The following is a 12,200-nucleotide window of genomic DNA, read 5'->3' as shown; positions in this document are numbered from 1 at the left end:
TCACCCTCCGATCATGACGGTCGGGCAGCCCATGACGACCGGGGCGCCGCACGCGGACATGTCGCCCATGCGCGCCGCCGGCCGGCCGCCGATGAGCACGGTCGGGCACCCCGGCGGGACGAGCGCGCTCGGCGGGTGCGGCGGCAGTCCGGGGAACGAGCAGATGTGCGGGTTGCCGACGACCGCCGCCGGCATCCCGCCGATGAGCACGGTCGGCACGCCCGGCGGCCCGACGACCCCGGGGTGCCCGGTGGGGTCGCCCACCCTCGCCGCTGCCGGCATGTCCGCCTCCCCCTAGTTGATCTTCACGAGACTGCCGCGCACGGTCAGCACGCCGCTGGCCGTGACCTCGGTCTGGCCCTGTCCGGCCACGGAGACCATCGCGCCTTCGAGCTTCGCGCCGGACGTGCCGTTGAGCTTGAGCTGAGCGCCGGCCTTGACCTCGACGTCGGCCTGGGCCTGCGCGGTGATCTTCTGGCCCTTGAGCTCCAGCGGGCCGGTGCCGGAGTCGATGGTGACCCCGTTCTGCGCCTTGATGGTCACGGTCTGGCCGCTGGTCACCTCGACCACCTGGTTCTTCTGGTCGAGCTTGACGACGAACTTGCCGTCACCGCTGGAGACGACGATCCCCTCGTCCTCCACGAACTCGACCTTGTGCCCTTTGCGGGACACGAAACCGCGGGTGGTGACCTCGCCGGTGCCGTCGTCCACCGGGTCCTTGGTGAGCTGGGGCGTGACGTCCTTGCTGTTGTAGAGGCCGCCGAGGACGTAGGGCGAGTCGAAGTCCCCGTGCTCGAAGCCCACCAGCACCTCGTCGCCGACCTCGGGCAGCACCAGCGAACCCCGTTCCTTGCCGGCGCCCGTGTGCACGGTCCGCGCCCACCCACTGGTGAAGTCGTCGGCCAGCCAGGGGAAGGTGACCTTGACCCGGCCCAGCTTCGCCGGGTCCCGGATGTCGGAGACCAGCGCGGGGACCAGGCCGCCGCTCTTCGCCTGCGCCGGGCCGCTGTTGGCCAGCCCGTAGAGGGAGCGCTCCTGGCGGCCGGAGACGGTGAACTCCGTGGTGTAGCCGACCTGCTCGGCGAACAGGTGCCGGGTGCTGGTCAGCGTGTACTTGCCCGCGAACGGGTCGCCGATGTTGGTCAGCGCCACCGCCGTGCCCGCCTTGAGCTTGGGGTTGCCGCGGGCGACCCCGGCCAGCTCCGCGCACGCACCGCCGAGCTGGGTGCTCAGGGCGGCGGCGACCGCGTTCACCTCGCCCTGACCCCGGAACGGGCCGGTGGCCAGGAACGGTGGTGCGCCGAACTTCCCGGCCAGGTCCGCCGGGCTGACGCCGGTGATCTCCGTGCCGGTCATCTCGGGCGGTTTGGTGGCGGTGACGGCTTTCTTGTTCTCGAAGTCCCAGCCGCGCACCTGGACCTCGGGCACCTGCTCGGCGGCGGTGACCGCGGCCCGCAGCGACAGCAGGTTGCGGTGCATCTCCAGCACCAGCGGGTTGGTCTTGGCCTTGGCGTTGCGCTCCGGCGCGCTGGTGGGTTTGTCGGGCAGTTGGAAGTTCAGCTTGCCGTCCACCACGGCGATCTGCGCGCCGACCGCGCCCGCCAGGCGGGACAGGAACTCCCAGTCGCTGACGTTGTCCTGGCTGACCTGGGTGTTGGGCTTGCCGCTGAAGCCGCTCACGTCGTCGATCTCGCCGGCCGGGATGTCGGCGCGCTGGGCGACCTTGCGGACGATGTCCGAGACGGTCATGTTCGGGTAGGCGGCCGTGCGGCGGCCCCGGAACAGCCGGTGCGCCAGGTCGTAGCCGCGCACCTCGGTGAACGTGCCGCCGCTGTCCAGCTCGACGCCCACGGCCGTGATCTCGCCGCTCATCAGCAGCTGCGGGCCGCCGGGGTCGGAAGTCTGGACCTTGAGGGCGATCTTGGCGCCGACCTTGAACTTCCCCTTCTCCAGCACGACGTGGCCCGGGTCGCGGAAGCGCAGCACGAAGACGTCCGGCAGGTTGCGGCTGTCGTCCACGAAGGCGTGCGTCAGCAGCGGTTTGACGTCCTCGGGCAGCGGCGCGGACTCGACCTCCACGACGAGGGAGTTGGCGAAGCTCTCATTGGCCATCGCGGATCTCCTCCAACGCGGGCACCAGCAGGCGCGTGCCGGGGCGCAGGCGCATCGGGTCGTCGATGTCGTTGGCCTCGGCGATCTCCCGCCACATCTCGGCGTTGCCGTAGGCCTTGTAGGCGAGGGATTGCAGGGTGTCGCCCGCGACCAGGACGTGCGAGTCACGGGCGGCGAGCGCGCCCGAGGTCGGGTTCTGGCCACCGTGCTCGCCGGAGATCTCTTCGAGGTTGACCGTGCAGACGGCGCGGACCGGCGTGCCGGCGGGGGTGAACAGCGTGTACTTGGCGGTGACGGTGGAGACGTAGGACGGGAAGCCCGTCATGCCGCCCCACTTGAAGATCACCCACGGTGGCGAGCCCTTGCCGTGCTGGCGACTGTCCTGGGTCGGGACGCAGCAGGCGAAGAGCTGTTCCACCTTCTTGACCACGCTGTCGTCCATGCGTTCGGTGGCGTCGAGGAACAGTTCGAGGGTGAGCTTGGACGGGTCCGGTCCCTTGAACTCCGGTGGGCCGGACTTGGCGTTGTTGGGTTGGCGGCTGCGCTCCCACTTGGCGTTCTTGGTGAGCGTCAGCTCCTTGGGGTTGAACTGGAAGGCGATGTCGAAGAGCCACCCGCCGGGCTTGGCCGCGCCGCCGGCCTTGGGTGGTTCGTGGACGGCCAGGGTGGCTTTCTGGAGGTTCGTCGGGGCGGCGTAGGAGGTCGCGCCGCTGGTCCCGGCGGAGGTGAAGGTGATCGGGGAGGCCACTGTCGGTTCACCTCGCCGAGCTCAGGAAGCCGTGGTGGGCCAGTTCCAGCGTCTCGGTGGCCACTTTCGGGGAGTCGGCGGAGAGCTGGGGTCCGCTCCACCGCACCGGCACCACGCCGGAGAGCGCCCAGCTCGCGACCACCGTGCCTTCGAGCGTGCGGGCCTCGATGACCGCGGTCCTGCGCGCGATGCCGGCCGCCATGCCCGCGATCCACTTCATGATCTTGGCGCTGTCCTTGGTGACCGGGCGGGACAGCTTGACGTTGGAGTACTTGATGCGGGTGGGGAGCTGCCAGACCATCCCGTTGTTGCCGCCTTCTTCGCGCTGCTCGATGGTGAACTCCACCCCGAGCCCGTCACAGGAGTTGAACGACCCGAGGCTCTCGTCGTCGATGCGCACGACGAAACACACGGCAACCGCCTCTTCCACGTCAGCCATCGCGTTCCCTCTCAGTGCCACCGGTCGGTCAACAGGCCCCGGCGCTCGCGGTCGAGCCAGAGTTCGGCTTTGAGGCGGCGGAGGAGCGGGTCGTAGAGCTTCTTGAGCAACTCCTCAGGCTCCACGCCCGGTTGTTGCTGTTGAGCTTGTTGCTGCTGTTGCTGGGCTTGTTGCTGCTGCGGAGGTTGCTGCAGTTCTGCTGTAGCTGCCGGCTGCGGTTCCGGCGTCTGCGGCACCGATGCAGGCTCTTCGGCACCCACCACTTCCGTCCGCTGCACCACCGCCGGCCCCAGCCGCAGACCCGGCTCCCCCAACCCGAGGTGAGTCGTGCGCGCAGCCCGCTCACCCGGCACGCGCGAGACCGATGCCATCCCCGGCACCGGCCCACCCACTTCCGCGCTGGTAGAGGCCACACGCTGCACCGAAGGCGGCGGACCGCTCGACATCCCCCCAACCCGAGGCACCCCCAACCCCACCCGCCGCCCGCTCTCGACCGGCGAGGCCGCACCGCCACCCAACGTCGGCACAACCGACTCAACCGCCACCCGCGCGACGACCGGCGCACTACCGACCACGGGCACTCTCGAAACCACCGGCGCTCCCGAAACCACCGGCGCACTGGTCGCGGCAGGCGAAGGGTGGACTTCGGGTGCGACGAACACCTCGGACGCGGCAAGCAGGCCGGCCGCGGCCGGTGCGTCGGGCGCGGCCAGTGCGTCGGGCGCGGAGAACACACCGGCCGAGGCGGGTGCGCCGGGCGCGGCTGGAGTGGTCGGCGAGCTCGGTGACCTTTGAACGGGTGTGGCTGGTGCGGTGGAGGCGGTGAGTCCGGCCGGTGCGAGTGGATCGGCGGAGGTGATGGGAGCGGTCGAACGAGCCGGGATCGACGGCAGTGCCGGTGCGGCTGGTGCGGCCGGTGCGGCCTGTGAGGTCGGTGCGGCCTGTGAGGTCGGTGCGGCCTGTGAGGTCGGGAAGGTCTGCAAGGTCGGTGCGGTGTGGGAGGTCCCGGAGGCTGGTGGAGTCGGCGCGGTGGGAAAGGTCTGGACGGTGGGTGCGGTTGGCAGGGGTTGGGCGGCTGGTGCCGACTTGGCTGTCTGGATGGTGTCGGCCGCCTGCGGAACCCGGGTGACAGGTGGGACCTGGGCGGTCAGCGGAGCCTGTACGGGCGGCGTGATCGGCGCGGCCAGTGGGGTCTCGGCAGCCGGGGTGGTTGGGGTAGCCGGCGAGGTGTGGGCAGCCGGCGGGGTGTGGGCAGCCGGCGGGGTGTGGGCAGTCGGCAGCGTCTGGACAGTCGGCGGAGTGTGAACAGTCGGCAGCGGCTTGACACTCGACACCGGCTGAACAGTCGGCTGCGGCTGGATGTTCGGCGATCGCTGGGCAGTCGGCGAAGGCTGGGTGAGCGGCGGCGGTGGTGCGGCCGTCTGAGTGGGGCCGGGTGCGGGTGCTGCGGGCGACGTGCGGTCGGCGGGGATGGGCAGGGGCGAGTTGTGGAGGCCGGCGGTAGGGGCGGCGGTGTCGGCAAGGGTCGGGGTGGTCGGCGCCGCTGGGGCATCGGCCGGGTCGACTGCTCGGTCGACTGCCCGGGAGACCGTGAGCATCGGGGGTGGTGTGGCGACCGGCCGTGCATCGACCATCGGTACCTCCCTCGGCGCAACGGCGTCTCCAGCACCAGCCGGCAGAGGGAGGTCAGCCGCTGGAGGGAGGTCAGCCGCTGGAGGGAGGTCAGCCGCTGGAGGGGGGTCGGCCACGGGAGGGAAGTCGGCCGCAGCTGGGAGATCGGCCGCTGGTGGGACGTCGGCCGCTGGAAGTGGCTCGGCCGGCGGCGAGGGGGTGGCGGGCGGCGAGTCGGGCAGCAGCTGGGCGGTGAGTGGCTGGGCGGTGAGTGGCTGGGCCGTGAGTGGCTGGGCGGTGGGTGGTCGGGGCGTCGGGGGCTCGAGGGCTCGATCAGGCTGTGGGCGGCGGACGGCCGCCGGAGGGACCGTCGGCGGCTGTGGAGGAGCCGGGTTTGGTGGCGCTGGGAGGGCAGGGGTTGGCAGCGCGGGGGTTGCCGGTGGGCTTGGTGGTGCAAGGGTGGTCGAGGGTTGCACGGTGACCGGGGGTCTTGTGATCAACGCCGCGGGTTCGGGCTCCGCCGGTGGAGGACCCGCTGGGACCTCGGCCGGTGCCGGCTCCGGAGCGGGGGTGTCAGCCTGCTCCGGTGTCGCCGAGCGGAAGTCGAGCAGGCGTTGGACCACCGATCCCCGCGGCTTCCGAGGCGGTGTGGCCAGGGGCAGGTCCGGGTGGGGTAGGGGGGTGAGCAACCCGTCCACCACGCCGGACGGTTCGGTCGGCGCCACGTCGTGCGCCAAAGGGGCCAGGTACGCCGGCGACTGCCACGACGTCAACCCCGCCGAAAAACGCTGCACCGGGTTCACCAACGGGTGCTCCCCGAGAACGGGCCGGAGGGGCGGCAGCGTCCGCCACTCGCCCCGGACCACCGGCTCGGCGCGCGGCGGTTCGGGCGCCTCTTCCCTGCGCCACGGCCACTTCACGTCCTCACCGCCCCTGGCTGATCCTCGTGTTGATGCGCGCGATCTCGGCCACGTACCGCAGCCGGTCGGCGTGTTCCATGTCCAAGATGGACTCCCACGACCAGTGGAAGTGGTACGCCACGTACGCGACCTCCTCGTGGAGGCGGTCGGCCGCGTACGTCACGATTCCCCCAGGCGCCCGCCCGCGACGTCCACGCTGAAGCCGTGCCCGCACTCGGGACAGGCCACCGCTGCCCGCGTGTGCCCCTCGCTGTTGATCCGCCGGTACATGTCCTGCAGGAACGCCAGGTCCGACGCGAACAGGTTCTCCACGACACCCGCGTGCACGTCGGTCACCGTGCCGATCCGCACGATCACCCGGGCCAGCAGCACCACCGTGAGGTAGGCCGCGTTCTCCCGCACCCGGTCGTCCCGCAGCGGCACCAGCTCGTCGCGTGCGGTCGCCAGGCGCATCACGCCCGTGCGGTGCACGACGCCGGCGTCGTCGACGTACCCGCGGGGCAGTTCGAAGTTGAACTCCGTCCGCATGGGCGTGAGATCCGGTGCAGCGTCCGGAGCGGCAGGAGGAACCGCGGCCATCACCCTGCGCATGGCGTCACTCGATTTCCATCTGCTCGTACGTGATCACGAGCTTCTCGGTCAGGACGCTGGTGTCGCCGGCCTTCAAGGTGCCGATCTCCAACGACTTCGGCCACGCGTTGGTCAGCTTGTACCGCTTGATCGGCTGGCCCTCGTAGTCGTAGACGATGATCGCCCCGCCCTTGCGCGCGTTGCCCATCTTGCCGAAGTGCGAGTCCTTGACCCACTTCTCGAAGCTGTTGTCCGCCGTCAGGCCGCGGGTCAGGGTGACCTCGCCCGCCTTCGGCCGACCCGGCAGCTTCTTGATCATGTACTTGCCGTCGTTGGTGTTCTGCTTGAGCTCGATGACGTCCTGCTCCATCTTCAAGCCGGACACCTCGGAGATCTGCTTGATCGCGACGCCGTCGACTTCCAGCCCGAACGAGTGGCCGACGGACGTGTCGAGGTCGGGAAGGGCCATGACTGGTTACCGCCTTTACTCGTTGACGAGGCTGGTGCCGCCGGAGACCTGCGCCAGGCGGAAGATCACGAACTCGGCGGGCTTGACCGGCGCGATGCCGACCTCGCACACGACCTGCCCGAGGTCGATGCTCTCGGCCGGGTTGGTCTCCCGGTCGCACTTGACGTAGAACGCCTCGTCCGGGGTGAGCCCGAACAGCGCGCCCTTGCGCCACTCCGTGACCAGGAAGGCGCTGATGGTGCGCCGGATCCGGGCCCACAGGGCGTCGTCGTTCGGCTCGAACACCACCCACTGCGTGCCCGAGAGGATCGAGTCCTCCAGGTAGTTGAACAGCCGCCGCACGTTCAGGTAGCGCCACGCCGGGTCGGACGACAGCGTCCGCGCGCCCCACACCCGGATGCCGCGCCCGGCGAACGCCCGGATGCAGTTGACGCCGATGGGGTTGAGCAGTTCCTGCTCGGCCTTGGTCAGCTGGGTCTCCAGCGCCACCGCGCCGCGCACGACCTCGTTCGCCGGCGCCTTGTGGACACCGCGGGTGCCGTCGGTGCGCGCCCACACGCCCGCCATGTGCCCGCTCGGCGGCACGAACACGTGCTCGTCGCTGGCCGCGTCGAAGATCTTGATCCACGGGTAGTACAGGGCGGCGTACTTGGAGTCGTAGCCGGCGACGTTCTGCCGCCAGTCGCGGACCTGCTGCGGGTTCAGGCCGGGCGGCGGGTCGAGGATCGCGATCCGGTTGCCCATCAGCTCGCAGTGGGCGATCATCGCCAGCTGCACGGCCTTGACCGACTCCAGCGTGATCAGCCCGCGCTGGTAGGAGCTCATCAGGTCGGGCACCGACACCATGGTGACCTCTTCGAGGGCCTCCAGGCCCCCGAACCCGGTGCGGTCGGCGACGTCGCCCACGTAGTCGTCGGCGGCGATCTTGCGCGGCACCGGCGGTGCGGCGGGCGCGTCCTGCAACGTGACGCTGCCCTTGTCCGGCTTGGCCAGCGCCGCCGAGGAGGTCTCCTCGATCGTGATCAGGTTCGACTTCTCCTTGACGACCGTGACCACGTAGTCCTTGGTGCGCTTGGTGGTCACGTTGTGCGTCTCGACGACCTTGCCGTTCTGCTTGACCAGCAACGTGAAGCGGTCGTCGGGCGGGTTCTCGCCGGACGCGTCGGCCACCTCGACGGTGATGTCGGCCGCGCCCAGTTCCTTGGCGGCGACCCGGTAGCTGCCCAGGACGGCCTGCGGGCCGGACGGCGCGGAGCCGTTGCCGTTGCCGTTGTCGCGTTCGCCGCCGATGCGCACGACGTAGCAGTTGGTGCCACCGTTGAGGAAGAAGCCGTAGACCGACTGCCCGAGGTAGCTGTCTTCGAGGAAGTCGCCGAAGGTCTGCGTGTACTGGGCCCAGTTGGACACCAGGGTCGGCGTGTTGAACGGGCCGCGAGCGGCGAAACCCACGAAGGCGGCGACGGCGGTGCCAACGCCCTCGATGGGCCGCGCACCCGCCTCCACCTCCTCGACGTACACCCCCGGAGAGAGATAGGTGGGCATTGCGTTGCCTCCCAAGTCGCGTGTGGAACCGGCTGTGCTGACGATGTTGCTTGCGGTGACCCCTGCGGCGAAACGCCCACCGGGCGGTGTCGGGGGGAGCGGAAAGCTGCCCGAACGGGCAACTCACTCCTCTTCGACGGCCTCGTCGTCCTGGCGCTGCACGAACATGCCCTGCACCGGGGCGGGTTCTTCCTCCGGCACCTCTTCGGGGGCTTCTTCTTCGCGCTGTACGTGGTCGTGCTGATGGGCGGCGGGCGCGGACATGAGCCGGTCGGCGTTGGCGCTGGCTTCACGCTCGAACCGGTCCGACGGGTCGCTGACCTTCACGCCGCCGCCGGCGTCCGTCCCGTCGACCGGGCCGCTGCGCTGCTGGACGACGTGCGTCAGCTCGTGCGCGAGCATGTGCTTGCCCGAGTCCGAGGACGGGTCGTACTTGCCGTTCTGGAAGACGATGTTGTCACCCACCGTGTAGGCCTGGGCGTTGACGGACTTGGCGGACTCGCTCGCCGCGCCGTCGGTGTGCACGCGGACGCCGGAGAAGTCGGTGCCGAACCGCGCTTCCATGTCCTCGCGCACGCCCGCGTCCAGGGGCGCGCCGCCGGAGCGGACGACGCCGTGCACCGGCGACTCCTCCTCCACCACCGCGCTCGCACCCGCGTTGCCCACGGCCCGCTGGAGGCCGAGCAGCCCGGCCGGGCCCAGCACGTCGGCACGTCCGGCCGCCGCCGCCTTGCCCATCAGGTCGTGCTCCTCGCGCTCCGGCCGGTCGCCCCGCGGGCGGAACGCGGCCTCGCCCTCGTGTTCGTGTCCGCGCATGACTTCGCCCCTCACACCCCGGAAGTGGCTTCGAGCATCCACCCGCGCGCACGGCTCCCGGAAGACGCGCAGGGGCCGTCTCGGCTGCCCGAACGGGCAGTGGGAAGGGGCACTCACGTCCCGACGGCCACCGCACGGCCGGTCAGGACGCCGCGAGCTCCAGGTAGGGGCCGAACTCCCGGGCGCCGACCAGGCGGCCCAGCTTGCGGTACTCGCGGGCCACCGCGCCGACCACCTCCGCCATCCCCACCGCGCGCCCGGCCTCGGCGGCCAGGTAGGCGGCGGTGACGGCGGCCGAGCGGATGTGCCCGCCCGCCAGGTCGAAGGCGCCGGCCAGGAAGTCCAGGTCCACGTCCGTCCGCGGCACGGTCGTGCCCAGGCACTTGTCCCACAGCGCCCGCCGCAGGTCCTCGTCGGGCACCGGGAAGTCGACCACGACGTCCAGCCGGCGGGTGAACGCCTCGTCCAGGTTGGCCCGCAGGTTCGTGGCCAGCACGGCGATCCCGTCGAAGGTCTCCATGCGCTGCAACAGGTACGCGCTCTCGATGTTGGCGTACCGGTCGTGCGCGTCCCGCACCTCGGACCGCTTGCCGAAGATCGCGTCGGCCTCGTCGAACAGCAGCACGCCGTTGACGCCCGCCGCCTCGGTGAAGATCCGCTCCAGGTTCTTCTCGGTCTCGCCGACGTACTTGTCCACCACCGTCGCCAGGTTCACCGTGTACAGGTCCAGGCCCAGGGAGGCGGCGATCACCTCGGCGGACATCGTCTTGCCGGTGCCCGAGTCCCCGGCGAACAACCCGGTCACGCCCCGCCCGCGCCCGCCGCCGGGCCGCATCCGCCACTCGTCGATCACCCGGCCGCGGTGCTTGGCGCGCGCCGCGAGTTCCCGCAACAGGCCGACCACCGTCCCCGGCAGCACCAGGTCGTCCCACGACACCGCGGGCTCGATGCGCCGCGCCAGCCGCTGCAACCCGGCCGCGTTCTGCCCGCGCGCACCCGCCCTCAGGTGCTCGACGGTGACCACGCCCCCGTCCACCACCGCCGACACCGACGCGGCCTGCGCCGCCCGCGCGATCTGCTGCGGCCCCAGCACGAAGTGCGCCGTCGCCGACGCCGGATCGACCCCGACCGCGAGCCGCTCGCCCAACCGGTCGCGCCACAACTGCGCCCGTGAAGCCGCCGGCAACGCCACCGCGTCCTGCACCAGCGGCGGGTCGACACTCCACTGTGGATTCCACAGCTCGGACCCGAACACCACCAGCGGCACGGAGGGGTGCCCCATGGCCCGCAACGGCGGCTCCTCCTCGACCGGCCCCAGCACCACCCCGGCCCCGCGCAACACCGCTTCCCGCACGACCGCCCTGACCAGCTCGGCGTGATCGGGCTCCCCGCGCAACCGGGCGGCATCGACCTCCAGCACCTCGAACCCGGCCTGCCGCAACGCCGCGGCCCCCAGTTCCGCGGCGCCACCACCGGGCCGTTCGCGCAGGTACACCAGCCGGATCCCGGCTGTGAGGCCGTGCACCAACCGCCCGACGTCCACGCTCACCGCGGGCTCGTCCACCACCCGCGCCACCCCGGTCAACGCCGCGTCCGGCCGGTCGTCGCCCAGCAGGTGGTTCACCACCCGGTCCGGCACCCGCAAGGAGCGGGACAGGAACGGCCGCTCCCGGTCCTCCACCACCAACAACCCGGCGGCGACCAACGGCGAAGCCGGGTCCAACCGCGACCGCCCGGCCGCAGCCGCCTCCGGCAACCCGCACAGCCGCAACGCGAGCCCGGCGGTGGCGCGGCGGCGCGTCACGTCGTCGTTCAGGTACCCGTAGAACTGCTCGAACCGGCTGTCGACATCGGGTGCCAACGCCACCAACAGCAACTCGACGTCCAAACTGGACAGTTTCGCGACCTCGGCCAGCTCGCCGAGCCGCCCCGCCGTTCCGGTGGCCTGGAACGGCACGAACGGCTCCCGGCGGGAGGCCAGCAACGCCTCGATCGCCTCGTCGGACAGGTAGAGGCCGCGGAACGGGTCGTCCGGGTTCGGGTCGGCTTGGCGGCGCGCCGCGACCGCGTCCCGGATGCGCCGCTCCAACGCGGCCAGCCGGGCGAACAGGTGCGGCAGGCTGCCCGCGTTCACGAGTGCCTGCGCGTGATCGCGGGCCGGTGCCGGACCGAGTCGCCCCCCATGTCCAACCGGACCCCGTCCTCGACCGGCGGCCCGGCCGGGAACACGCGCCCCGAGTCCACGGGCGCCGACACGACGACGTCCAGCGAGGGCTTCAACTCCCCGCCGAGGGCCGTCCACACGTCGGCGAACGCCCGGTCCTCCGGCGGCGGCAGCGCCACCGTCATCGGGACCGGCAGCTCCAGCGCGGCCAGGCTCCCGGTCAGCAGCTCGGGCGGGACGGCCTCGTGCCGGAGGAAGCCGACGAGCAGTTCGGACAGCAGCCGGTGCTCGTCCTCGGACCGCTGCGTCCAGGCGGTGACGAGGTAGGAGAGCTTGATGTACCGGGGCGGCAGCCGGCGCGCGACGACCTGTCCGTTCTCGTAGTCGTTGAGCAGCCCGCGCTGCCGCCGGCGCATGTCCTCGCGGAGGTCGTAGAGGTAGACGTTGACCGTGGGCGCATTCCGCCGCGCCGCCCAGTCCTTGGTCGGCGCGTCGAACGCCACCTCGACGTCGGTGCCGCGCAACGCGTCGTCCCGGACCATCCGCCGAAGGGCTTCGTCTACCTCGTGGATCACGCTCCCAGGGTGGGGGCGGACGCGTCGCGTGGACACCGACACCCCGACCGGACCTGCGGGCAGACCTCCCTGCCCTCACGGGCACCGCCCCGCACCGGTGGTTGCGGGGGAAAGCACCGCAATTCGGCGGAAGTTCGGGGTCGTTGCGTTTTCCACGAATACTGCTAACCTTCCGCACCAATTGAGATCCGTGGTGGGGGCACGGGTTGGTCGCGAGTTCGACTCACGTCTTGA

The 12,200-nt window shown here is 71.2% G+C and carries 13 protein-coding genes; 1 reads left to right on the top strand and 12 read right to left on the bottom strand.

Annotation, left to right across the window (positions count from 1 at the left end):
- Genes DFJ66_RS34135 through DFJ66_RS42300 form a run of 5 tightly spaced genes read right to left on the bottom strand, consistent with a single transcriptional unit; the run spans position 1 to position 3,580 of the window.
- Positions 1–282: a PAAR domain-containing protein gene (locus DFJ66_RS34135; RefSeq protein ID WP_121227466.1), complete on the bottom strand. Its 282-nt coding sequence runs from the start codon at positions 280–282 to the stop codon at positions 1–3.
- A 12-nt stretch (positions 283–294) separates the two neighbouring features.
- Positions 295–2,112 carry a VgrG-related protein gene (locus DFJ66_RS34130; RefSeq protein WP_121227464.1) on the bottom strand — a complete coding sequence of 606 codons (1,818 nt, stop codon included), beginning with the start codon at positions 2,110–2,112 and terminating at the stop codon, positions 295–297.
- Positions 2,102–2,860, bottom strand: a complete 759-nt coding sequence (locus DFJ66_RS34125; RefSeq protein ID WP_121227461.1) for a CIS tube protein — start codon at positions 2,858–2,860, stop codon at positions 2,102–2,104. The genes DFJ66_RS34130 and DFJ66_RS34125 overlap by 11 nt, the downstream gene beginning before the upstream one ends.
- Before the next feature lie 7 nt (positions 2,861–2,867).
- Positions 2,868–3,299, bottom strand: coding sequence for a phage tail protein (locus DFJ66_RS34120; RefSeq protein ID WP_121227459.1), 432 nt, complete (start codon positions 3,297–3,299; stop codon positions 2,868–2,870).
- An 11-nt stretch (positions 3,300–3,310) separates the two neighbouring features.
- Entirely contained in the window at positions 3,311–3,580 is a 270-nt protein-coding gene (locus DFJ66_RS42300; protein WP_147459427.1) for a hypothetical protein, read from the bottom strand.
- A 46-nt stretch (positions 3,581–3,626) separates the two neighbouring features.
- Here DFJ66_RS42300 and DFJ66_RS42295 point away from each other — a divergent pair, with 46 nt between their 5' ends.
- Positions 3,627–4,094 carry a hypothetical protein gene (locus tag DFJ66_RS42295; RefSeq protein ID WP_147459426.1) on the top strand — a complete coding sequence of 156 codons (468 nt, stop codon included), beginning with the start codon at positions 3,627–3,629 and terminating at the stop codon, positions 4,092–4,094.
- A 1,740-nt stretch (positions 4,095–5,834) separates the two neighbouring features.
- On the opposite strand, the gene DFJ66_RS34115 is transcribed toward DFJ66_RS42295, so the two are convergent.
- The 7 genes from DFJ66_RS34115 to DFJ66_RS34085 form a co-directional block, all read right to left on the bottom strand.
- Positions 5,835–5,993 carry a DUF6760 family protein gene (locus DFJ66_RS34115; RefSeq protein WP_121227457.1) on the bottom strand — a complete coding sequence of 53 codons (159 nt, stop codon included), beginning with the start codon at positions 5,991–5,993 and terminating at the stop codon, positions 5,835–5,837.
- A complete protein-coding gene (locus DFJ66_RS34110) occupies positions 5,990–6,421 on the bottom strand; it encodes a hypothetical protein (protein WP_121227455.1) in 432 nt (143 codons plus the stop codon). Before DFJ66_RS34110 ends, DFJ66_RS34115 begins: the two co-directional genes overlap by 4 nt.
- A 4-nt stretch (positions 6,422–6,425) precedes the next feature.
- Positions 6,426–6,869, bottom strand: a complete 444-nt coding sequence (locus DFJ66_RS34105) for a phage tail protein (RefSeq protein ID WP_121227453.1) — start codon at positions 6,867–6,869, stop codon at positions 6,426–6,428.
- Between the two features lie 15 nt (positions 6,870–6,884).
- Positions 6,885–8,411 carry a phage tail sheath subtilisin-like domain-containing protein gene (locus DFJ66_RS34100; RefSeq protein ID WP_121227451.1) on the bottom strand — a complete coding sequence of 509 codons (1,527 nt, stop codon included), beginning with the start codon at positions 8,409–8,411 and terminating at the stop codon, positions 6,885–6,887.
- 123 nt (positions 8,412–8,534) lie between these two features.
- Entirely contained in the window at positions 8,535–9,227 is a 693-nt protein-coding gene (locus DFJ66_RS34095; RefSeq protein WP_121227449.1) for an eCIS core domain-containing protein, read from the bottom strand.
- 142 nt (positions 9,228–9,369) lie between these two features.
- Complete coding sequence (locus DFJ66_RS34090) at positions 9,370–11,361, bottom strand: ATP-binding protein (RefSeq protein WP_121227447.1); 1,992 nt, start codon at positions 11,359–11,361, stop codon at positions 9,370–9,372.
- Positions 11,358–11,966, bottom strand: a complete 609-nt coding sequence (locus DFJ66_RS34085) for a Pvc16 family protein (RefSeq protein ID WP_121227445.1) — start codon at positions 11,964–11,966, stop codon at positions 11,358–11,360. Before DFJ66_RS34085 ends, DFJ66_RS34090 begins: the two co-directional genes overlap by 4 nt.
- Positions 11,967–12,200: the final 234 nt, after the last annotated feature.

The sequence above is a fragment of the Saccharothrix variisporea genome (genome assembly GCF_003634995.1).
In the GTDB taxonomy this organism is placed as follows: Bacteria; Actinomycetota; Actinomycetes; order Mycobacteriales; family Pseudonocardiaceae; genus Actinosynnema; species Actinosynnema variisporeum.
This window is presented reverse-complemented; position numbering and strand designations above follow the sequence as displayed.